Genomic DNA, 22,528 nt, shown 5'->3' on the forward strand with positions numbered 1-22,528 from the left:
GGGATCAGGATGGTATGACCCAATTTACTCTCAGCGACCTCGAAGCCCTGGTCGCGGACCGTGCGGCGGCCTCCCCCGAGACGTCCTACACCGCAAAGCTCCTCTCCGGTGGCCCCGCCCGGGCTGCCAAGAAACTCGGCGAGGAGGCTGTCGAGGCCGCGATCGCCGCGGTCCAGGGTGATCGCGCCGGCCTCGTCAGCGAATCGGCGGACGTGCTCTATCACCTCCTGGTTGTGCTGCGCGGGGGCGGCATCGCCCTCGACGAGGTGCTGGCTGAATTGCAGCGGCGGACGGTCCAGAGCGGGATCGCCGAGAAGGCCGCACGGAGGCCCGCGTGAACGCCGAGCCCCCCATGCCGATGGGCCGGCCCGAACGTCCCGCCATTCGGGGACAGAATCCGGTGATGGGTCACGACCCGGTGACCGGCGAGGGCTCCGAGCGGCTCTCGCCCTATCGCCTGTTCAACCGCGAGGAATGGGCGCAGCTGCGCGCCGACACCCCTCTGACCCTGGCCGCCGAGGAAGTGGCCCGGCTCCAATCTCTCAACGATCCGATCTCGGTGGAGGAGGTCGAGGCGATCTATCTGCCGCTGTCGCGGTTGCTCTCGCTCTACGTCGCGGCGACGCAGGGGCTGTTCAAGGCGACCCAGCGCTTCCTGCTGGCCGAGCACGAGACCAAGGTGCCCTACATCATCGGCCTCGCCGGTTCGGTCGCGGTCGGCAAATCGACCTCGGCCCGCGTGCTGGCGGCGCTCCTGGCGCGCTGGCCCAACACTCCGAAGGTCGACCTCATCACCACCGACGGCTTCCTCCTGCCGAATGCCGAGCTGAAGCGCATGGGCGCGATGGAGCGCAAGGGCTTCCCGGAAAGCTACGACACCGCCGCGCTGCTGCGCTTCCTCACCGACATCAAGGCCGGCAAGAAGCGCGTGGCCGCGCCGCTATACTCGCACCTCGTCTACGATGTGGTGCAGGGCGAGGAGCGGATCATCGAATCGCCCGACATCCTCATCGTCGAGGGTCTGAACGTGCTCCAGCCCGCGCGCCTGCCGCGCGACGGCACCGCAATCCCGTTCGTGTCCGACTTCTTCGACTTCTCGATCTATCTCGACGGCCACGAGGACGACCTGCATCGCTGGTACGTCAACCGCTTCCTGCGCCTGCGCCAGACCGCCTTCCGCGATCCGCTGTCCTACTTCCGCAAGTATGCCGAGGTGACGGAGGCGGAGGCGATCGAGATCGCCGACACCCTGTGGACGACGATCAACCTGCCCAACCTGCGCGACAACATCCTGCCGACCCGCCAGCGGGCCAGCCTGATCCTCGCCAAGGGGGCGAGCCACCGCATCGAGACGGTGGCCCTGCGCCGGCTCTGAGACCGGCACGCGATCGGCCGGTCATCCCAGCGGATAAGCGGCCTCGACCACGTAGGGGCCGCCGCCCTTCGACTCGCGCGCCGAGAACAGCGCGACCCGCTCCACCGTGAAGGTCAGCGATGTGAACAATCCGCGCTCACCGAGATAGGCGGCGACATCCTCCGCGCCGGCCTCGCGGCGCAGGCGCGCCAGGGTGACGTGGGGCGTGAATTTTCGTCGCTCGGCTTCGGCCCCCGCCTGGCGGGCGAGGCGCTCGTGCTCGGCCTGGAGATCGCCGAGTTCGGCATTCGGCGCCACCGTGGCGAGGATCGCCCGGGGCTTGTCGCCCCCGAAACTCGCCAATCCGTCGAGGGTGACGGCGAAGGGCGCCCGGGGCCGCGCCTCGGCCAGCCGCGCGTGCAGGGCTTCGGCGATCTCGACCTCGACGTCGCCGAGGAACCGCAGGGTCACGTGATAATCGGATGGCTCGATCCAACGGCTGCCGCGCAGGGCACCGCGCTTGAGGGACAGCGCCTCGGCGACGTCCGGCGGGATCTCCAGCCCGGTGAACAGGCGGGGCACGGCCTCAGCGCCCCTGCGGCGTCAGGCGATCGAGGAAGCTTTCGACCGTGGGCAGGATGCCGGCCACGATGGCCTGCACCCCCTTGGCGTTCGGGTGCAGGCCGTCATCGAGGTGGGCCTGCCGATCGCCCAGGATGCTCTCGAGGAAGAACGGGTAGAGGACGAGGCCGTAGCTCTTGGCGAGGTCCGGATAGATCGCATCGAAGCGCGCCACGTAATCCGCCCCGAGATTCGGCGCGGCCTTCATGCCCGCGAGGAGGACCGGAATTCCACGCGCCTTCAGCCGGGCGATCATCGCGTCGAGGGCCTTGCGGGTCACCGCCGGATCGGTGCCGCGCAGCATGTCGTTGGCGCCGAGTTCCAGGATGACCCCGTCCGTCCCGTCCGGGATCGACCAGTCGAGGCGGTCGAGCCCGCCCGTGGTGGTGTCGCCCGAGACGCCCGCATTGGCGATCGAGACGGCGCGACCGCGGGCCTTCAAGGCCCGTTCCAGCACGGCCGGGAAGGCGGCATCCGCCGGCAGGCGGTATCCGGCCGTGAGGCTGTCGCCGAAGGCCACGAGCTTCACGGGGGGCGTGTCGGCGGCGGCGCGTGCGGGCGTATCGCCCGGCCCGAGTGCGGCAAAGAGCGTCATCATGGCCGCGAGGCCGAGACCGGCATGGCGCGCCGCTTGCGCCCGGACCATATCGGCGAGACGTGAGACTCCACACAGACCCATTCGATCACAACCCCGACCCTCGGTTCACCATGACCTCAGTTGCCCACAGATCGGTCGCCCGTTGAAGTCCGACAAGCCCACGGCGCCGACGGCGCGGACTATCGCCCTCTCCGACATCGACCTGAGCCTCGGCCGCGGCGCGGCGCGCGTCCACGTCCTGCGCGGAATCTCCCTCGACGTGGCACCCGGTGAGGCGGTCGGCCTGGTCGGCCCGTCCGGATCGGGCAAATCGACCCTCCTGATGGTGATGGCGGGGCTGGAGCGGCCCGATGCGGGTCGCATCGTCGTGGAGGGCACGGATCTCGGCACCCTCGACGAGGACGCCCTGGCGCGCTTTCGCGGGCGTCGCATCGGCATCGTGTTCCAGGCCTTCCACCTGGTGCCGACCATGACGGCCCTGGAGAACGTGGCCCTGCCCCTCGAACTCGCCGACCAGCCCGACGCCCACCGCCGGGCCCAGGCCGAGCTGGAGGCGGTCGGCCTCGGCCACCGGCTGCACCATTACCCGGCCCAGCTCTCCGGCGGCGAGCAGCAGCGGGTCGCCATCGCGCGTGCCATCGCGCCGAACCCGGCGATCCTCGTGGCCGACGAGCCGACGGGCAATCTCGACGAGGCGACCGGTCGACAGATCGTCGACCTGCTGTTCGCCCTCAAGCGCGACCGCGGCGCCACCCTCGTGCTGGTCACGCACGATCCCGGCCTCGCGCGCCTATGCGACCGCACCGTCCGCCTGCGCTCCGGCCGGGTGGAAGCGCCGGCGCCGGTCCAGGCCTGATCCGATGCACGGCACCCTTCCCGAAACCGCGACGCCCCGGCGGGCCGGCTCCCGCATCCCGCTCACCCTGCGGCTCGCCCTGCGCGAATTGCGCGGCGGTCTCGCGGGCTTCACCGTCTTTCTCGCCTGCATCGCGCTCGGGGTCGCCGCCATCGCGGGCGTCGCCTCGATCTCGCGCTCGCTGACCGACGGGCTCGGTCGCGAGGGCGCCCGCATCCTCGGCGGCGACCTCACCTACAGCCTGATCAACCGGGAGGCGACGCCCGAGGAGCGGGCTGCCCTCGACGCCCAGGGCAGGGTCTCCGTGGTGACCACCCTGCGGGCGATGGCGGTGGCGGGCGAGACCGGTGCCGCCCTGGTCGAGCTGAAGGCGGTCGGCGCCGATTATCCCAGCGCCGGCAACCTCGTCACCGATCCGGCCGAGCCCCTGGCAGATCTGCTGGCCGAGCGCGACGGCGCCGCCGGTGCGGTGGCGGACCCCGTGCTGCTGACGCGCCTCGACCTCAAGGTCGGCGACCGGATCACCATCGCGGGCAAGCCCTTCGCGATTCGGGCCACCCTGGTGTCGGAGCCCGACCGCATCGCCAACGGCATCGGCTTCGGGCCGCGCGTGCTGATCTCGCACGCGGCGCTCGCGGCTTCGGACCTGATCCGGCCCGGCAGTCTCAATCGCTGGAGCTACCGCCTGCAGGTTCCGAATGTCGCCGATGCCGAACTCGACACCCGCGTCGCCGCCATCGCCAAGGCGGCCCCGGATGCCGGCTGGGAGATGCGGGCGCGGACCAATGCGGACCCGCGCTTCGCCAAGAGCATCGAGCGTTTCACCCAGTTCCTGACCCTGGTCGGGCTCACCGCGCTCATCGTCGGCGGCGTTGGCGTCGCCAATGCGGTCGCGGCCTTCGTCGAGCGCAAGCGCGGCGCCATCGCCACCCTGAAGAGCGTCGGCGCGCCGGGCGGGCAGGTCGTCGTTCTCTATCTGACCCAGGTCCTGCTGATCGCCGCCCTCGGCATCGCGATCGGGCTGGCGGTCGGCGCGGCGCTGCCCTTCGGCCTCGACGCCGTGTTCCACGATGCCCTGCCGCTGCCCCTCAATCCGACGCTGGCGCCGGGCGAACTGGCCCTGGCGGCGGCCTACGGCTTCCTGACCGCGCTCGCCTTCGCGATCCTGCCCCTCGGCCGCGCCCACGACATCCCGGTCTCGGGCCTGTTCCGCGACGTGGTCGATCCGGGCTCGATCCGGACGCGGTTGCGCTATCGCCTCATCCTGGGCGCGGCCCTGGCCGGGCTCGTCGCCCTGGCCCTGGTCACCGCCTTCGACCGGCGTCTGGCGCTGATCTTCATCATCGCCGCCGGGCTCGCCTTCGGGCTCCTGCGCCTCGTCGCCGTCGGGCTGATGGCGCTCGCCCGCCGCCTGCCGCGCCCGCGTCGGGCCGCCCCCCGGATGGCGCTCGCCAACCTGCATCGCCCGGGGGCGCTCACCCCCGCCATCGTGCTCTCCCTCGGCCTCGGCGTGACCCTCCTGGTCACCCTGAGCCTGATCGACGCCAACGTGCGGCGCACGCTCACCAACTCCCTGCCGGCCAAGGCCCCGAACCTGTTCTTCCTCGACATCCCGTCCAGCGACGCGGATGCGTTCCACGGCTTCCTCGGCGCTCAGGCCCCGGGCGCCAAGATCGAGCGGGTGCCGATGATGCGCGGGCGGATCACCGCCCTGAACGGCGTCCCGGCTGGCGAGATCAAGCCGCCGGAGGATGCCGCCTGGGTCCTCGACGGCGATCGGGGCATCACCTACGCGGAGGATCTGCCCGAGGGCTCGTCCCTGGTCTCCGGCACGTGGTGGAATGCCGAGGAGGCGCGGACGCCGCTGGTCTCGTTCGATGCCGAACTGGCGGGCAAGCTCGACCTCAAGGTCGGCAGCACCGTGACGGTCAACGTCCTCGGGCGCACCCTGACGGCGAAGATCGCCAACCTGCGCAAGGTCGAATGGCGCTCGCTCGGCATCAACTTCGTCATGGTGTTCACGCCCGGCACCTTCCGGGGGGCGCCGCATTCCGACCTCGCCACCCTGACCCTGCCCAACGGGCCGGACGCGAAGGCCGAGGCCACCATCCTGCGGGATGTCGCCCGGGCCTATCCGTCCGTCACCAGCGTGCGGGTGAAGGAGGCGTTGGAGGCTGTCAGCGACATCGTCGCCAAGCTGGTCCTGGCCATCCGGGGCGCCAGCGGCATCGCCGTGGTGGCCAGCCTGTTCGTGCTGGCGGGTGCGCTGGCGGCGGGCCACCGCGCCCGGCTCTACGATGCCGTCGTGCTCAAGACCCTGGGCGCCACCCGATCCCGCCTGCTCGCCGCCTACACCCTCGAATACGGCGCCCTCGGGCTGGCGACGGCGATCTTCGGTCTCGCCGCCGGCACCCTTGCCGGGTGGGTGATCGTCACCCGCGTGATGAAGCTCGAATTCACCCTCGACCTGTCGGGCGCGATCGTGGCCGCCGCGCTGGCGGTGGCCTTCGCGATCGTCCTCGGCCTCGCCGGCACCTGGCGCATCCTCGGCCAGAAGCCCGCGCCCTACCTGCGCCAGTTCTGAGGCACCGGGCTCACAGCACCTCGATGCCGGCGGTTCCACCCTCGGCATAGCGGGCACCGGCGACGGCGCCGGGATCGAACAGGGCGTCGAGTTCGGCGATCTCGGCCGGCGTCAGCGCGAGGTCCATCGCCGCGGCGTTCTCGGCCAGTCGGACCGCCCGCCGGGTGCCCGGGATCGGGACCACGCCCGGCCCCCGGTCGACGAGCCACGCGAGGGCGATCTGCCCCGCACCGGCGCCCCGGCGCGCCGCGATGGCCCCGAGCCCGTCCAGCAGGCCCTGGTTCCGGGCCAGCGCATCGGCCTGGAAGCGCGGATTGCCCCGTCGGAAATCGTCCGCCGCGAGTCCGGCCGTGTCGAGGCCGCCGGTGAGGAAGCCGCGTCCGAGCGGCGAGTAGGCCACGAAGGTGACGCCGAGTTCGCGGCAGGTCTCCAGCATCCCGTCCTCAGGCGCCCGGCTCCACAGGGAATATTCGCTCTGCACCGCCGCGATGGGGTGGATCGCGTGGGCGGCCCGCAGAGTTTCGGGCGAGACTTCGGACAGGCCGAGCCCCCGCACCTTGCCCTGCTCCACCAGCCGCGCCATCGCGCCCACCATCTCGGCCAGCGGGGTCTCCGGATTGCGGCGATGGCAATAATAGAGGTCGATGGTCTCGACGCCGAGGCGGGTCAGGGAGGCCTCGCAGGCGCGGGCGATGTAGGCCGGCGTATTGTCGATGCGCCGCTCGGTGCTGTCGGGCGGGCGCACGATGGCGAACTTGGTGGCGAGAACCACCCGGTCGCGCCGGCCCTTCAGGAAGCGGCCCAGCAGGGTCTCGTTGTGGCCGAGGCCGTAGGTGTCGGCGGTGTCGAGAAAATCGTAGCCGCGATCGAGCGCCGCCGCGAGGACCGCGAGGGATTCCGTCTCGTCGGACGGACCATAGAACTCCGACATGCCCATGCAGCCGAGGCCCGGGACGGAGACGGTGAGGCCGGTCTGGCCGAGGGGTTGCTGTCGCATGGGCGGCTCCTGGATTCGGGTTTCGCCCCCGCGATGTGCCATGCGGGACCTGCGGCGATAAGATCGACCCGCCCTGACGAACCGTTGAGCGAGATTCATCAATGCAGCGCAGCGATCTCGCCGACCTCACGGTGTTCGCCGCCATCGCACGGAATGGCAGCTTCCGCCGGGCGGCCCTCGAACTCGGCGTCTCGACTTCGGCGCTGAGCCACGCCCTCCGAGGCCTGGAGACCCGGATGGGCGTGCGGCTGCTCCATCGCACCACCCGGAGCGTCGCTCCGACCGAGGCGGGAGCGGCGCTGCTCACCCGGATCGGGCCGGCCCTGGCCGAGATCGCCGAGGCGGTGGGGGCGGCAGGAGCGTTCCGGGCGACGCTCGGGGGCGCCCTGCGGATCAATGCCCCGCGCTCGGCCTGTCGCTTCGTCCTGATGCCGCTGGTGGCGCGCTACCTCGCCCGTCATCCGGCTGTCCGCGTCGAGGTCGTGGCCGACGATGCCATGACCGATGTGGTCGCCGGCGGCTTCGATGCCGGGGTGCGCTTCGGCGAGCATCTTGCCGGCGACATGATCGCGGTGGCGCTCGGCGGGGCGCAGCGCTTCGCCGTGGTGGGGTCCCCCGACTACCTCGCCGGGCGTTCGCACCCGGAAGGTCCGGACGATCTTGGCCGGCACCTCTGCATCCGGCAGCGCTTTCCGGGCGGGGCGATCTATCGCTGGGAGCTGGAGAAGGAGGGGCGGGCGGTGGCGGTCTCCGTCGACGGACCGCTCATCGTCAACGACCAGGAGATGATCGTGCAGGCGGCCCTCGCGGGGCTCGGACTCGGACTGGTCTTCGAGGAGAGCGTCGTCGAGCACCTGGCGTCCGGTCGGCTGGTCCGCCTGATGCCCGACTGGTGCCCGAGTTTCCCCGGGCTGTTCCTGTATTATGCCGGCCGGCGCCAGATCCCGCCGCCGCTCCAGGCCTTTATCGATCTGGTGCGCCGCCCCGAGCCCGACCTCACGGCCATACCTTGATCGCCAGGGTCCGCCGCAGGAGGTCGCGGTCGGAGGTGATGGTACAGCCCTCGGTGCGCAGGGTGACGTAGGTCAGGATAGCGCGATCGCCGGTATCGTCGAAGTTGCGCCCCTGCGCGTCCGGATCGAGCAGCGACGGATAGGCGATCAGGCCGCCGGGCGCCCGGCAGGGATCGTCGTAGAGAGTCGCACCCGCCAGCAGCAGCCGGGGCTGGTCCCAGGCCAGGAGGTCGCGGGAGGTGGTCCAGTAGAAGCCCGATTGCGGAAAGCCCTCGCCGGCCTTGGCCATGAAGACCGCGATCCAGGCGCCGCTGGCCCGGTGCCGCACCACCGCGCCGACCGGGGTCGGAAACGGCGCGATCGGCGCGCAGGTGGCCGGCCGCTTGGGCGGCTTCGCATACGGATCGGGGAAGGCGGCGGTGAAGCCGGTTCCGGTCCAGGCCCGCCACAGTGTCGGGTCGGCGGGATTGTCCGAACGGAACAGACAGACCCCGGCCGATTGGTCGCTGCCCGGCAGGCGCCATCCGGTCGTGGAGGCCAGGAAATAGCGCCACCTTCCGTCGCCGACGATGTTCGAGGGATTGAAGAAGCCGCGATGGCGACCCTGGTCGACCTCCTGCCGGAAAGGCGCGCCGGCCACCACCACCGGGGGACTCGCCCGGGTGAAGCTGCGCCCGCCATCCGGCGACGTCGCCGCGATCACGCTGTTGTACCAGCATTCCAGGTAGACCGCGGAACGGCAGCGGCCCGGATGCTCGTTGGCCCTGTACTCGTGATGGACCAGAGCGGCGACGCGGCGCCCGTCCTCGGTCCAGGTGGCGGTGATCCAGGAGGCGTCGTCATAGGCGGCGGGATCGGCCTGACCGCCGGAATCGAGCACCACCGTGCAGTCGAGTTTGAGCGCATCCAGGCTCGGGCCGCGGAAGGCACGGTTGCGGTAGTGCATCCCGAACAGCGCCACCGCCCCAGACGCGTCGCGAAACGCCCTTGCCGAGGCATCCGGCACGTCGTCCCCGTCGCAGGCGTCGCGGGTCGCCTTGAACATCACCACCGGAGGCCCGACCAGCGTCAGAGCCGAGACCGGCGGCTCGGGCGCCGCCTGCGCGGTCCCCGCGCCGAGCAGCCAGCCGAGGGCGAGAACCGGCCCGAGGGCGGCGAGGCGGGACGGGCGCGTCATCGGGGAAGCCTGGACATCGGACCAGGATTGGGTTTTGAACCGTTACAGTCTGCTTGTCCCGGCATCGGCGGCTCCGAGCTTATCCACACCGACGCCCATTTCTCGCGAAAGCCCCCCATGTTGATCCTCATTCTCGGCCTCGTGCTGTTTCTCGGCACGCACGCCTTCTCCATGGCGCGGACCAAGCGGGCCGAGGTCGTCGGCCAGGTCGGGGAGGGGCGCTTCAAGCTGGCCTACACCCTGGCCTCCCTCCTCGGGCTGGTGCTGATAGCCTACGGCTTCCACCTCTACCGCGAATCCGGCTACATCGCCGTCTGGGACCCGCCGGTCTGGACCCGCCACCTGTCCCTGCTGCTGACGGCGCTCGCCTTCATCGTGCTCGCCTCCGCCTACCTGCCGGGGCATATCCGCGCCAAGGCCAAGCACCCGATGCTGCTGGCGGTGAAGATCTGGGCCACCGCCCACCTCCTCGCCAACGGCGACCTCGGCTCGATCCTGCTGTTCGGCAGCTTCCTCGCCTGGGCCGTGGTGGCCCGCATCAGCGCCAAGCGCCGGGCGCTCTCGGCCGGTGCGGTCGCGGCCCAGCACGGCGGCCCGGTGGCGGCGCCCGCCGGCTGGCGCAACGACGCGCTCGCGGTGGTCGTCGGCCTCGGCGTCTGGTTCGTGTTCGGGAAGTACCTGCATCCGCTGCTGATCGGCGTCGCCGCCTGGCCGGGCCAGGCCTGAGCCGTTTCGAAGCCGGTCGCCAAGGGCCTGCGCCTGTGCTAGGCGCAGGCCTTCCACTTTCTTGAGCGGCCGCCGGGGTTTCGGGCGGCGTGAGACGACATGGCCGAAAACAACGAGTTCATCCGCGAGGTCAACGAGGACTATCGCCGCGATCAGGTCGCCGAGATCTGGCGCCGCTATAGCGGCGTGATCATCGCCCTGGCGATTCTCGTCGTGGCCGGCGTGGGCGGATGGCGCTACTGGCAGCACGACCAGCGCGTGCGCGCCGAGGCCGCCTCCGAGCGCTTCGAGGTCGCCAACCGCCTCGCCCGCGAGGGCAAGTCTGCGGAGGCCGACAAGGCGTTCGAGGCGATCGAGAGCGATGCGCCCGCCGGCTATGCCCTTCTGGCCCGGTTCCGCTCGGCGGCCGAGACCGGCAAGACCGATGCGAAGGCCGGTGCCGCCGAGTACGACGCCCTCGCCAACGACACCTCGGTCAGCACCGGCCTGCGCGATCTCGCGCGCCTGCGCTCCGCCCTGCTGCGGCTCGATGGCACCGACCCCGATGCCGCGCTGGGCACCCTCCAGGGCCTCGCCGCGCCGAACGCCCCGTTCCGCCACACCGCCCGCGAGATGCTCGGCCTCGTCGCGCTGAAGCGTGGCGATTATGAGGGCGCCGGCCGCTGGTTCGACCAGATCAACGCCGATTCCCAGACACCGCAGAACCTGCGCCAGCGCATCGAAGTCTACGCGGCCTTGGTGGCTGGCGGACCCGTCACTGTGACGGCGGCGGCTCCGGCCGCGCCGGCCGCTCCCCCACCCGTCACGCGCTGAGCCCTCGACCCGCTTCTCACGTACGCCTGATCGAAACGAGCACACCATGGATATGCCGACCGTCGCGATCGTCGGACGGCCGAACGTCGGCAAGTCGACCCTGTTCAACCGCCTCGTGGGCAAGAAGCTCGCGCTGGTGGACGACCGCCCCGGCGTGACCCGCGACCGGCGCGAGGGCGACGTCAATTTCGGTGGTCTCGTCTTCCGCATCATCGACACCGCCGGCCTCGAAGAGGCCGATCCGGGTTCGCTGCTCGGCCGCATGCGCGCCCAGACCGAAGCGGCGATCCTCGAAGCCGACGTGGTGCTGTTCGTGATCGACGCCCGCGCGGGCGTGCTTCCGGCCGACCAGCCCTTCGCCGACATGGTGCGCCGGGCCGGCTGCCCCGTCATCCTCATCGCCAACAAGGCAGAGGGCGGCGCCGGCATGTCCGGCGCCTACGAGGCGTTCTCCCTCGGGCTCGGCGACCCGATCCCGTTCTCGGCCGAGCACGGCGAGGGCACCGGCGAACTGCACGACGCGCTGATCGAGGCGCTGCCCAAGCTCGACGACGAGGACGAGGCATACGACGACGATCCGTCGAACCGCTCGCTCAAAGTCGCCATCGTGGGCCGGCCCAATGCGGGCAAGTCGACCCTGATCAACCGGATGCTCGGCGAGGATCGTCTGCTGGTCGGACCCGAAGCCGGCATCACCCGCGATTCGATCTCCCTCGACTGGGAATGGCGCGGCCGCCGGATCAAGCTGCACGACACCGCCGGCATGCGCCGTAAGGCCCGCATCGACGACAAGCTCGAGAAGCTCGCGGTGACCGACGGCCTGCGCGCCGTGCGCTTCGCCGAGGTGGTGGTGGTGCTCCTCGACGCCACGATCCCGTTCGAGAAGCAGGACCTGACCATCGTCGACCTGATCGAGAGCGAGGGCCGCGCCCTGGTGATCGGGCTGAACAAGTGGGATCTCGTCGCCGACCAGAACGGCCTGCTCAAGAAGCTGCGCGAGGATTGCACCCGCCTGCTGCCGCAGGTGCGCGGCGTCGCCGTGGTGCCGCTCTCCGGCCTCGCCGGCGAGGGCATCGACAAGCTGATGCAGGCCGTGACGAACGCCGAGGAGATCTGGAGCACCCGCGTCTCCACCTCGCGGATCAACGACTGGCTGAGCGCCGCCACCCAGCGCAATCCACCCCCGGCGGTGTCGGGCCGCCGGATCAAGATCCGCTACGCCACCCAGGTGAAAGCGCGCCCGCCGCACTTCGCCCTGTTCGGCAATCAGCTCGACGGCCTGCCGAAATCCTACACCCGCTACCTCGTCAACGCCCTGCGCGAGGCCTTCGAACTGCCGGGCACGCCGATCCGGCTGTCGCTGCGGACCTCGAAGAACCCGTTCGACCGCGAGAACAAGGGCTGAGGACAGGCGTCACGGCGGCCCACACGTCGTCTCCGCCAGCCAGTCCACCACCGCGTCGAGGGCCTGCCGGTTCGAGGTGTCGCCGTTGCGGGTGGCCTCGAAGGTGGCGACCTGTCGCTCGGCGCTGGTGCCGTGATCGAGGATGCGGCGGGCCTGCGCCACCTCCGCTTCGCAGTGAAGCGCGGCGGCGTCCTCGGCGATGAGGGTCAGCAGCGTGTCCAAAGCCTGGGCGAAGGGCACGGCCTCCTCGCTCGCCTCGTCGATCAGCTCGGCCTCGGTGCCGCTGCGCTGGGCGCGCCACAGGTTCTCCTGCGCCAGCGCGCGCGAGACGCCGTCGAGGCCGGCATTCAGCTCCGGCCGACGCACGACGAGCCGCACGAGGCAGCGATAGAGCGCTGCGATGGTCAGCGCGTCGTCCAGGCGGGTGCAGGAATCGGCGATCCGCAATTCGAGCGTCGGGAACTTGATCGAGGGACGAAGCGACCACCACAGGAAGCTGGCATCCTGGATCGAGCCGGCCTGGGTCATGATCCGCACGTAGCGCGCATAGGCGGCCGGGTCGGCGAACAGCTCCGGCAGCCCGGTGCGGGGCAACTCGCCGAAGGCGCTGAGGCGATAGGCGCTGAGGCCGGTGGGCTTGCCCTGCCAGAACGGCGAGGATGCCGAGAGCCCCAGCAGCATCGGCTGGAAGGGCAGCAGCCGGTTCATGAGGTCGACCCGCCGGTCCGGGTCCGGCACCTCGACATGGACATGCATGCCGCAGATCAGGCTGCGCCGTCCGGCCAGGCCCACGTCCCGCAGGATGCCGCGATAGCGGTCGCCCTTGGTGGGGAGTTGGCGCGCCCAATCCGCGACCGGATGCGTGCCGGCCGCGAAGACCAGGAGGCCGTGTTCGCGCCCGAGCTTGGCCAGCGCCGCCCGCTGCCGGGCCAGCACCTCTCGGGCCCCGGCGAAGTCGGTCGAGGGCGGCGTACAGACCTCGACCTGACATTGAAGCAGTTCGCGCCCGATCTCGGGCAGTTCCTCGCCGGCCTGGACGTGGAAGGGCTTCACCGAGCGCCGGGGCGTGCCGCGCGTCTCCGCATCCGCCAGGAAATATTCCTCCTCGATGCCGAAACGGAAGGGGGCGGACGTCATCGGGAGCCTTGTCGGTTGCTTGCTCCCCTCAACCCGTCAGGCGGGCATTTGTGCCCGGGACGGGCCGCCGACGAGCCAGGCCGGATCGAACCAGCGATCGGCCTCGCCGTCATAGGGCAGGCGGGTGACGTCCCAGTGCTGGATATAGCGGGCGTAGACGTTCCAGACCGCGATGCCGCCGCCGACGAAGATGCGCCGTCCGGGATAGCGCGCCAGAACCGCCTCCGGGTCCTCGTGGCTGCGGATGACGTCGATGGTACGGTCCTTGAACGCAAATTCGGGCACCGACGCGATGGTCTTGGGGCCGGCGATCAGGACGTGCCCCATGGTGATGGCGAAGAAGCGCGTCACGTCCTCGACGAAGAGCGGGTCGGTGTTGCCCTCCCAGGGCAGGTGTCCCTTGAGGCCGAGCTGGCCGCGAAGGCCGATGGCGCAGATGCAGCGAACGTCGATCATGAGAGGCTCGTCCGAAGAGGGGAGGGGAATGGCGCGACCTGCCGATGGAGGGTCGCACCGATGGCACCGGCAAGGATCGGGGTGCTGCGGCTCGCTCTCGGATCGGGCCGCCGCACGGACAGGGTCCATCGGCTGATGGCAGATCTGGACCGTCAGCGCGATTGCGAATCGCAACTTCCTGCCCGTGCGGGGACAATTCGTCCCGATCGATGACGCCGCGCCGGGTGCCGCCAACGCCCCTCGGTGAGCGCCCACGGTGAGCCCCCAGGTGAGGGCCGGACCTCAGTTCGTCTGCGGCAGATAGGGTTTCGTGGTCTCGGGCGTTTGCAGCAGGCGCCGGCGGAGATCCGCATACGGCACATCCTGCACCGCCAGAAAGCAGGGATGCTCCGCAATCATCGCGGCGGCCATGCCGAGGGATTGGCCGACCTGCATCAAGGTCAGTTCCATCCGGAATGCGCCAAAGGCTTCGTGCGTGGCACTGACGCAGAAGGCCACCAGAAGGTTTCGATACTCGGCGCGCCGAGGAACCGTGACCTCGTAGGGGATGGGGAAGATCTTGTCCTTTCCGCCATTCCCGACCTCGAAATTGCCCTCGTTGCGGATGTGCCAGACCGGGAGCGGAACCGCGATCCGTTGCGTGTGATGACTGTCCCGATTGTAACTTCCGGCCGCGATCGTACTGAGGCTGCGTGGCTCCGAGCCGTCACGAGCCGCGATATCGGCGCCGTGGAGCACGAAATCCGACACCATGCGCTGGGATTCGCGGACGTAGAGCTGGTAGGGCCAATGGCGTTCGTCGCCGGGAAACGGGTCGAGGTAGTGATTGTCCGCCAAGCCGAAGGCCCGCATGGATTCCCGGACGGATTCCGGCACCCGCGGGTCGTTCTCGTGCTGGAAGGCATAGAAGAGGCCGCGAATCCACCGCTCGTGCTCCTTCCAGATCAGGCCTCTCTCCGCATAGCTTGCGGAGGGATAGGACCAGGAACCGCCGACATGGTCGAGGGATACCGCTCCCCGGTTGTTCACGTCGTAGAGGCCGTCGCCGATGTTGTTGCAGAGCAGAAAATTCTCTTCTGCCATCGTCGAGGTCGGCTTCAGGAAGCCACCGTCCCGCAGCGCTTCGAGATAGCGGAATAGAATTTCGTAGTTAGCTTTCTTGTAGCCGTCCGACGGGGTGCTCGCGAACGGCACCCGGGCACGCGGGTCCCGCGTCATGGTCAGGCGGAAGTTGTAGGCCTGAACGGCGCCGTCCCCCGAGGCGGAGGTCAATTGCGGGCGTTCGCGAACGCCCGGCAACAGGCCGGATGCCGGATCGGAGGGCGTGACGAACGGATCGAGGTAGATGTGGCGGTCGGCGAGGAATTTCAGGAAGAAGCGCGGCCGGACGAAGTTGTGATTGCTTCCGCCGCCGTCGTTGAAGACGTTCCGGTAGCCATTGTAGAGGTCCTGCGGCGACGCGGCCTCGCGACCGATGAAGGTCGTCACTCCGGCCTTGTCGGCCAGGTCGCCCTCGTACGATGCGTCGATGAAGACTTTCGCCGCGAATGTCTGTCCCATCGTCGTCGCAATCTCGACGATCAGGCCGTTCTCCTTGCGAACCTGGGTGACCCCCAGTGACCAGAACACCGGAATATCGTGTCGTGCCAGCAGATCCTGGAACACGGCTTCGGCGAATCGCGGCTGGAACGCGAAGGTCCCCGGGGGATGTCCGGCGCGTTCGTTGATGCGGTCGATCACGTAACGGGCCAGCCCACCGTAGGCGCGCGGCGAGTCCACATCGGAATACCCGAGCCCGCCCGACATCATCCCGCCCAGGTGACTCTCCCGCCAACCGCCGACCAGCGCGACGGAGCGACCCTGGCGCTTGGCCTCGAACGCCGCCGCGATACCGCCGCTGGTCGCGCCGTAGACGACGATGTCGAAGCTCAAGTGTCCGGCCCGAGCGGAGAGCGGATAGAGAAGCGTTGCGGCGGCACCCCCGAGAAAAGAACGTCGCGAAACCATGATGGGGAGTCTCTCGGAGTTTCTTCAAAAGCGCGATCGACGATCATACAGAACGGAAAACCACATATCGGCTTGTCACATATGGTCAATGAGTCGAATCGGATTCTGCGCAGTCTGACCTTTCGAATTTATTCGCGATCGGAAACAGAAAAATGCTCCTGTTTATATGGTTCAACTTGAGAAATAGTAGCTTTACTGGCGTGTTCTGGCCGATTATTTGATAAGAATCGGTTCTTTTCGAAGTGCCATGTCTCGCAGCAGATCTGATTAGATTAGCAACGATGTTTATGCTTCGAGCGTGATCCTGGTCGGACCCATCGCCTCGCGCTTGGCGGCGTTGCGAGACCGACCGGGAGACGGGAAGGGGTTCGACCGCCGGTCGGGGCGAGGCAAGGGGCCGGGCGAGGGGCTTCTGGCCGGGAAGGCACCCGAATCCCGCATCTGCGCGAGAGACGTCCCAAGCCTGGCATTGGCGCAGATCGATCGCGAAGGGTTTGATCCCGGCGGATCGGGATGGCCCGCTCGCTCGATGCACGAGCGGCCCTCATGCGCCGCTGTCATCCGCCTCGCCGCGTGGCGACGACGATGCCGCGCGGGGGCATGGGCCCATCTGGTGGCGACCGAGCCTCGATGGCCTCCGCCCATGGTTCGGCCGTCCGAGGCGAACCGGGTCGTCGGAGAGAGCCAGCGGGACAATCGCGCGGCGGCGATGTCCCGGTCGCGCGATGCCGGGAGGGGGGAGGGCGGCTTCGGAACCGAGCGGGGCTGCCTTCACCGGTGATCGGTCGCGGCCGGGGTCCGGCGGCGACTGTGCCGACGCTGCGGCGTCAGCCTGCCATCTGGGGCGTCAGGATCCGGTCGCTCGGGAAGTCGTAGATCTTGCCCGATTCCGAGAAATCCGGGCTCGCGAGGCGCACGAAGTGCGGGGCGAGGTCTTCCGGCGTCTTCAGGGTCATCGCGTCCTCGCCCGGCATCGCCGCCTTGCGCATGGTGGTGCGCAGGGGGCCGGGGTTGAGCAGCATGGCGCGCACCGGAGTCGTCGCGGTCTCGGCTGCGTAAGTCCGCACCAGGGCATCGAGAGCCGCCTTCGACACCGAATAGGGGCCCCAATACGCCCGGCACTTCTGCGCCGCCCCGGAGGTGACGAAGATGGCGCGGCCGGCGTCGGACATCCGCAGCAGCGGATCGAGGGAGCGGATCAGCCGGTAATTGGCGGTGACGTTGATCTCCATCACCTGCGCCCAGGTTTTCGGGGTCACGTGCCCGATCGGTGTGAGGTTGCCCAGGATGCCGGCATTGCCCACCAGGATGTCGAGGCGCTTCCAGCGTTCGTGAATGCCGGCGCCGAGCCGGTCGATGGCGTCGTAATCGGTGAGGTCGAGGGGCACGAGGGTGGCGCTGCCGCCGCGCGCCCGGATGGCATCGTCGAGCGCTTCCAGGCCGCCCTGCGTGCGGGCGACCGCGACGATGTGGGCGCCGGCCTCGGCCAGCGCCAGGGCGGCGGCATGGCCGATGCCCCGCGACGCCCCGGTGACGACGGCGACGCGGCCGGCGAGGGTTTTTTCGGGCGTGCTCATCGGCCGGCTCAGTCCGCTTCGGCCAGCATGGCGAGGCGGCGCGGCCCCGCGATGGCCAGATCGGTCAGGCCGGTCGGGTAGTCGCCGGTGAAGCAATGGTCAGTGTATTGCGGGCAGGCCTCGTCGCGGCGGGCCTCGCCCATGGCCTTGTACAGACCGTCGATGGACAGGAAGGCCAGTGAATCGGCACCGATGTAGCGGCGCATGCCCTCGAGGTCATGGGTGGCGGCCAGCAGCTTCTCCCGCTCCGGCGTGTCGATGCCGTAGAAGTCCGGATAGGTGATCGGCGGCGAGGCGATGCGGAAATGCACCTCCTTGGCACCGGCCTCCCGCATCATGCGGACGATCTTCACCGAGGTGGTGCCGCGCACGAGGCTGTCGTCGACCAGCACGATGCGCTTGCCCTCGACCACGGCGCGGTTGGCCGAATGCTTCATCCGCACGCCGAGTTCGCGCACCGACTGGGTCGGCTGGATGAAGGTGCGGCCGACATAGTGGTTGCGGATGATGCCCATCTCGAAGGGCAGGCCGGTCTCCTGGGCGAAGCCGAGGGCGGCGGGCACACCGGAATCCGGCACCGGAATGACCACGTCGGCCGCAGTCGCCGATTCGCGCGCCAATTCGTGGCCGATATTCTTGCGCACCGCGTAGACGCTCTTGCCGTTCACCACCGAATCGGGGCGCGCGAAGTAGATGTACTCGAAGATGCACGGGCGCATCGGCTGCGCGGGCGCGAAGCGGATCGACTCGATGCCCTCTTCCGAGATCACCACGATCTCGCCGTTCTCGATGTCGCGGATGAACTTGGCGCCGATGATGTCGAGGGCACAGGTCTCGGAAGCGAGGATGTAGCGGCCGTCGAGCTCGCCGAGCACCAGGGGGCGGATGCCCAGCGGATCGCGGGCGCCGATCAGCTTCTTGTTGGTCAGCGCCACGATGGCGTAGGCGCCCTCGATCTGGCGCAGGGCCTCGGTGAAGCGCTCGACGATGCGGGGCGCGCGGGAGCGCGCGGCAAGATGCAGGATCACCTCGGTGTCGGAGGTCGATTGCGTGATGGCACCGTCGCGTACCAGGTCGCGGCGGATCGACAGGGCGTTGGTGAGATTGCCGTTGTGGGCGACCGCCAAGCCCCCACTGGCCAGCTCGGCGAAGAGCGGCTGCACGTTGCGCAGGATGGTGCCGCCGGTGGTGGAGTAGCGCACATGGCCGATGGCGGCCGGGCCTTCGAGATGCTCGATGGTCGAGCGGTCCGAGAACGAATCGCCGACGAGGCCCGGACGACGCTCGGAATGGAACACCGCCCCGTCGAAGGAGACGATGCCGGCCGCTTCCTGGCCCCGGTGCTGCAGGGCATGGAGCCCCAGCGCGACGATGGCGGAGGCGTCCGGGTGGCCGAAGATGCCGAAGACGCCGCACTCTTCGCGCAGCGTATCGCCGTCGCGGTCGAGCCCGTCCACGACCTCGACCGGGGGACGGGCACTCGACTTGGCTACAGACATGATGATGTCGTTCCCTGGTTGGCCCCGTGCGAATCCCCGCGCAGGCGCCGTCAGATGACCGTCATGTAATCGGCCTTCGCCGCGCGACCAAGCGCACGGCGACGCAGATCAGCGTCGCGGGGCGGGCGTGGCTGGCGCCTCGGTGCGGCGCTGGGCCGGAACCTCGCCTTCCGGCGGCTCGACCGGATCGGCCGGCGTATCGGCCTTCGGCTTCTTGAACTGCTTCAGAAGACCCTCGGGATTCTCCGGGAGCTGCGCCACCAGGGCCTCGCCGGACTTCTCCAGCATCGGCCGGCTGCGCGCCTCGGAGGCCCAGGGCGGCATCTTGCCCTGTACCAGCCAGGCCAGGAACACCCAGCCGATGACGCAGATCAGGAAGCCGCGTCCGGCCCCGAACAGGAAGCCCAGCGAGCGGTCGATGGCGCCGATGCGCGAATCGAGGATCATGTCCGACACCTTCACGGTGAGGATGGACACGACGATCAGGGTGAGCAGGAAGATCGCCGCGATCGAGGCGACGAGGGCCACGGTCGGGTTGCTCACATGCTGGCTGACCGTGGGCAGCAGAAAGGGATGGAATTTCCACGCGATGGCGGCGGCCGCGACCCAGGCGATGATGGCAAGCACTTCGCGGGTCGCGCCACGGACGGCGGCCAGCAGCGCCGAGACCACGACAATACCCAGCACGACGAGATCGAGAACGGAGAACGGCATCTCTGACGATTGTCACTTCATGGGGCGGAGCGGCGACGATGACCGGATCGTGCGGCTTCCCCCGGCCGCGGCTCTGTATATCGTGCGGAACCTCGGCCGTCACCCTGGCGCGGGATGCCATCCCCGGCCGGGGTCCGGCCAGGTTTGACCCCGGTCGGGGGGCCGTCGCGATGCATCGTCCCTGGCAACATGACATCGTGCCCCGGTCTCCGTGGTCCGGTGGGAGGCCCTGATCTTCGGTGCCGACGAGATCGTCTTGCCGCGATCTTCCCGTTCCGGCGCGCGTCGCGCCAAGTCTGTCCCGTCAATCGTCGTCGCCATAATCCGGCGGGTTGTGGCCCCGGCGCGATCCGACCCGGCGCGGGCCGCCGCTGGCGATGCCCGCCACCATGTCGGCGATGTGGCGGAGCGCCTCCGTCGACAGGCCGCCGTCGCCGCCCTCGCCGCGCCCCTGCGGCATCACCGCCTTGGCGAAGCCGAGCTTCAGCGCCTCCTTGATCCGGGCCGGAGCCTGCGCCACCGGGCGGACGGCGCCCGACAGTCCGATCTCGCCGAAATACACCGTCTCGGGTGGCAGCGTTGCGCCGGAGAGGGACGAGACCAGGGCGGCGGCGACGGCGAGGTCGGCGGCGGGTTCGGAGATGCGCAGGCCGCCCGCCACGTTGAGATAGACGTCGTGGGTGCCGAGGCGGATGCCGCCATGGGCCTCCAGCACCGCCAGCACCATCGACAGGCGGTTCGGGTCCCAGCCGACCACGGCCCGGCGCGGCATGCCGAGCGACGAGGGCGCGACCAGGGCCTGGATCTCCACCAGCAGGGGCCGCGTCCCCTCCATGCCGGCGAACACCGCCGTTCCGGGCGCGGCGTGATCGCGCCCGGCCAGGAACAGGGCCGAGGGGTTCGGCACCTCGGCCAGCCCCAGATCGGTCATCTCGAACACCCCGATCTCGTCGGTGGGTCCGAAGCGGTTCTTCACCGCGCGCAGGATTCGGAAGTGGTGGCCCTGGTCGCCCTCGAAGGAGGCGACCGCGTCGACCATGTGCTCGACCACCCGGGGGCCGGCGATCTGCCCGTCCTTAGTCACGTGCCCGACCAGGATCACCGCCGTGCCGCTGGTCTTGGCGAAGCGGATCAGGGTCTGGGCCGAGCCGCGCACCTGCGTGACGGTGCCGGGGGCCGATTCCACCGTCTCGGTCCACATGGTCTGGATCGAATCGATGATGGCCAGCGCCGGCGGGCGCCCCTGCGACAGCGTCTCGACGATGTCCTCGACATTGGTCTCGGCCGCCAACTCGACCGCCGCCGAGGTCAGGCCCAGGCGCTCGGCCCGCAGCCGCACCTGCGCCACCGCCTCCTCGCCCGAGATGTAGACCACGCGTTCGCCGGTCCGGGCCATGGCGGCGGAGGCCTGCATCAGCAGCGTCGACTTGCCGATGCCGGGGTCGCCGCCGAGCAGGATCACCGAGCCGCGCACGAAACCGCCGCCGGTGACCCGATCGAGTTCGTTGATCCCGGACGGGATGCGCGGCGCTTCCCGCACCTCACCGGTCAGGCCCTCCAGGGCGAAGACCCGACCGCGCGCCCGGCTCGGCCGCGTCTTGACCGGACCCGATTGGGGGCCGGTGGCGCCGGTCTCCTCGACGATGGTGTTCCAGCCGTTGCAGGCCTCGCAGCGCCCGCGCCAACGGTTGTAGACCGCCCCGCAGGACTGGCAGACGAAGCTCTGTTGGATCTTGGCCATCGCGATTCCGCTGGAGGAGCCGGAGGACTCGCCCGGATCAGGCGGAGGTCAGGCCCCGGTTCCTGTCACATAATGGCGAACATAGCGAGAACCTAGCCCCGTCAGAATCTCGTAGCCGATGGTGCCGGCGGCCCGGCCGACCGTGTCGACGTCGAGCCCGTCGCCGATCAGGGTCGCGGTCGCGCCGCGCTCCGCCGCCGGCGCGTCGGTGACGTCCAGGATGATGAGGTCCATCGAAATCAGCCCGAGGATCGGGCAGCGCACGCCGCCGACCAGGGCGATGCCGCGCCCGCTCGCCGCCCGGGGATACCCGTCGGCGTAGCCCATCGACAGGGTCGCGAGCCGCCGGGGCTCGGCCGCCCGCCAGCGCCCGTTATAGCCGCAGGTCTCACCCGCAGCGACGTCGCGGATCTGCGCGATCTGCGCCTCCAGGCGCACCACCGGCCGCATCGGGTTCGGCTTCCACGGGGTCGGATTGCCGCCGAACAGGGCATAGCCCGGACGCAGCAGGTCGTGATGCGCGGCGACCCCGAGGAAGATGCCGGAGGAATTGGCGAAGGACCCCGGCACGCCCGGATGGGCGGCACGCACCGCCGCGAAATCCGCCATCTGGCGCGCATTGATCGGATCGCTCGCCAGCTCGGCGCTGACGAGGTGAGTCATCAGCAGGGCGATCCCGGCCCGCCCGATCAGCGGATCGCCGGACAGCGCCAGCGCCTCGGGCACGGACAGGCCGAGGCGGTTCATGCCGGTATCGACGTGGAGCGCCGCCGGCCGGGTCCGGCCGGACGCCTCGGCGAGAGCCGCCCATTCGGCGAGTTCGTCCCGGCTTCCGAGCACGGGCCGCAGGTCATGGGCCGCCAGGGTCGGGCCGAGGCCGGGCAGCAGCCCGTTGAGGACGTAGATCGTGCCCTCGGGCAGGAGCGCACGCGCCGCCACGCCCTCGCTCAGGTGGGCGACGAAGAACGTCCGGCACCCTGCCGCCCACAGCACCGGCAGCACCCGCGCAAGGCCGCAGCCATAGGCATCCGCCTTGACCACGGCGGCACAATCCGCCTCCGGAGCCTGCGCCGCCAGCCGGCGCCAGTTCTCCGCGAGGGCGGCGAGGTCGATGGTCAGGAGAGCGCCGTGCGTCGATGGGATGACGATCTCCTGGTTCATGGCCTCACCTTTCCACAGAGTAGGATGCCGGGCGCACCGTGGGGACCCCATTGCGGTAAGGTGATCGCATATGGGGACCTGCGAGCCCAAAA

The 22,528-nt window shown here is 69.8% G+C and carries 20 protein-coding genes; 8 read left to right on the top strand and 12 right to left on the bottom strand.

The annotated features are described in order from the left end of the window. Window positions 1-14 precede the first annotated feature (14 nt). Window positions 15-338, top strand: coding sequence for a phosphoribosyl-ATP diphosphatase (locus ASF60_RS21475; protein ID WP_056190012.1), 324 nt, complete (start codon window positions 15-17; stop codon window positions 336-338). Window positions 339-403: 65 nt separating this feature from the next. After that, entirely contained in the window at window positions 404-1,375 is a 972-nt protein-coding gene (gene coaA, locus ASF60_RS21480; protein ID WP_056190110.1) for a type I pantothenate kinase, read from the top strand. A gap of 21 nt (window positions 1,376-1,396) precedes the next feature. Here the strand turns inward: coaA and thpR are convergent, their stop codons facing one another. Together thpR and ASF60_RS21490 are read right to left on the bottom strand one after the other, a co-directional pair. Then, entirely contained in the window at window positions 1,397-1,936 is a 540-nt protein-coding gene (gene thpR / locus ASF60_RS21485) for an RNA 2',3'-cyclic phosphodiesterase (RefSeq protein WP_056190014.1), read from the bottom strand. A 4-nt stretch (window positions 1,937-1,940) separates the two neighbouring features. Next, complete coding sequence (locus tag ASF60_RS21490; RefSeq protein ID WP_056190113.1) at window positions 1,941-2,570, bottom strand: arylesterase; 630 nt, start codon at window positions 2,568-2,570, stop codon at window positions 1,941-1,943. A 145-nt stretch (window positions 2,571-2,715) separates the two neighbouring features. Here ASF60_RS21490 and ASF60_RS21495 point away from each other — a divergent pair, with 145 nt between their 5' ends. Both ASF60_RS21495 and ASF60_RS21500 read left to right on the top strand, forming a co-directional pair. Further along, window positions 2,716-3,429, top strand: coding sequence for an ABC transporter ATP-binding protein (locus ASF60_RS21495; RefSeq protein ID WP_056190016.1), 714 nt, complete (start codon window positions 2,716-2,718; stop codon window positions 3,427-3,429). Between the two features lie 4 nt (window positions 3,430-3,433). Continuing rightward, window positions 3,434-6,013, top strand: a complete 2,580-nt coding sequence (locus tag ASF60_RS21500) for an ABC transporter permease (RefSeq protein WP_056190017.1) — start codon at window positions 3,434-3,436, stop codon at window positions 6,011-6,013. Between the two features lie 10 nt (window positions 6,014-6,023). Here the strand turns inward: ASF60_RS21500 and ASF60_RS21505 are convergent, their stop codons facing one another. After that, complete coding sequence (locus ASF60_RS21505) at window positions 6,024-7,010, bottom strand: aldo/keto reductase (RefSeq protein ID WP_056190018.1); 987 nt, start codon at window positions 7,008-7,010, stop codon at window positions 6,024-6,026. 101 nt (window positions 7,011-7,111) lie between these two features. Here ASF60_RS21505 and ASF60_RS21510 point away from each other — a divergent pair, with 101 nt between their 5' ends. Next, window positions 7,112-8,023: a LysR family transcriptional regulator gene (locus tag ASF60_RS21510; protein WP_056190020.1), complete on the top strand. Its 912-nt coding sequence runs from the start codon at window positions 7,112-7,114 to the stop codon at window positions 8,021-8,023. On the opposite strand, the gene ASF60_RS21515 is transcribed toward ASF60_RS21510, so the two are convergent. Beyond that, a complete protein-coding gene (locus ASF60_RS21515; RefSeq protein WP_056190022.1) occupies window positions 8,007-9,200 on the bottom strand; it encodes a hypothetical protein in 1,194 nt (397 codons plus the stop codon). The genes ASF60_RS21510 and ASF60_RS21515 overlap by 17 nt on opposite strands. Window positions 9,201-9,317: 117 nt before the next feature. Here ASF60_RS21515 and ASF60_RS21520 point away from each other — a divergent pair, with 117 nt between their 5' ends. The 3 genes from ASF60_RS21520 to der all read left to right on the top strand — a co-directional run bounded on the left by ASF60_RS21520 (window position 9,318) and on the right by der (window position 12,144). Then, window positions 9,318-9,926, top strand: a complete 609-nt coding sequence (locus ASF60_RS21520) for an NnrU family protein (RefSeq protein ID WP_056190024.1) — start codon at window positions 9,318-9,320, stop codon at window positions 9,924-9,926. A gap of 99 nt (window positions 9,927-10,025) precedes the next feature. Then, window positions 10,026-10,739: a tetratricopeptide repeat protein gene (locus tag ASF60_RS21525; RefSeq protein WP_056190026.1), complete on the top strand. Its 714-nt coding sequence runs from the start codon at window positions 10,026-10,028 to the stop codon at window positions 10,737-10,739. A 46-nt stretch (window positions 10,740-10,785) separates the two neighbouring features. Further along, a complete protein-coding gene (gene der, locus ASF60_RS21530) occupies window positions 10,786-12,144 on the top strand; it encodes a ribosome biogenesis GTPase Der (protein ID WP_056190028.1) in 1,359 nt (452 codons plus the stop codon). A gap of 9 nt (window positions 12,145-12,153) precedes the next feature. Here der and ASF60_RS21535 read toward each other — a convergent pair whose 3' ends face one another. The 8 genes from ASF60_RS21535 to alr all read right to left on the bottom strand — a co-directional run bounded on the left by ASF60_RS21535 (window position 12,154) and on the right by alr (window position 22,436). Then, entirely contained in the window at window positions 12,154-13,281 is a 1,128-nt protein-coding gene (locus ASF60_RS21535) for a carboxylate-amine ligase (protein WP_056190030.1), read from the bottom strand. A 36-nt stretch (window positions 13,282-13,317) separates the two neighbouring features. Further along, window positions 13,318-13,737, bottom strand: a complete 420-nt coding sequence (locus ASF60_RS21540; RefSeq protein ID WP_056190031.1) for a dihydrofolate reductase — start codon at window positions 13,735-13,737, stop codon at window positions 13,318-13,320. A 282-nt stretch (window positions 13,738-14,019) separates the two neighbouring features. Further along, window positions 14,020-15,744 (bottom strand): FAD-dependent oxidoreductase, encoded by a 1,725-nt coding sequence (locus ASF60_RS21545; protein ID WP_082508126.1) that lies wholly within the window; start codon window positions 15,742-15,744, stop codon window positions 14,020-14,022. Window positions 15,745-16,571: 827 nt separating this feature from the next. Continuing rightward, window positions 16,572-17,321, bottom strand: a complete 750-nt coding sequence (locus ASF60_RS21550; protein ID WP_056190036.1) for an SDR family NAD(P)-dependent oxidoreductase — start codon at window positions 17,319-17,321, stop codon at window positions 16,572-16,574. 8 nt (window positions 17,322-17,329) lie between these two features. Then, window positions 17,330-18,820 (bottom strand): amidophosphoribosyltransferase, encoded by a 1,491-nt coding sequence (purF, locus tag ASF60_RS21555; protein ID WP_056190038.1) that lies wholly within the window; start codon window positions 18,818-18,820, stop codon window positions 17,330-17,332. Between the two features lie 108 nt (window positions 18,821-18,928). Further along, the gene (locus tag ASF60_RS21560) at window positions 18,929-19,534 is read right to left on the bottom strand and encodes a CvpA family protein (protein WP_056190039.1); all 606 of its coding nucleotides are present in this window, start codon (window positions 19,532-19,534) and stop codon (window positions 18,929-18,931) included. A 304-nt stretch (window positions 19,535-19,838) separates the two neighbouring features. After that, complete coding sequence (gene radA / locus ASF60_RS21565; protein WP_056190041.1) at window positions 19,839-21,275, bottom strand: DNA repair protein RadA; 1,437 nt, start codon at window positions 21,273-21,275, stop codon at window positions 19,839-19,841. Window positions 21,276-21,323: 48 nt separating this feature from the next. After that, the gene (gene alr, locus ASF60_RS21570) at window positions 21,324-22,436 is read right to left on the bottom strand and encodes an alanine racemase (RefSeq protein ID WP_082508127.1); all 1,113 of its coding nucleotides are present in this window, start codon (window positions 22,434-22,436) and stop codon (window positions 21,324-21,326) included. Window positions 22,437-22,528: the final 92 nt, after the last annotated feature.

This window comes from Methylobacterium sp. Leaf113, from assembly GCF_001423325.1.
Lineage (GTDB): Bacteria > Pseudomonadota > Alphaproteobacteria > Rhizobiales > Beijerinckiaceae > Methylobacterium.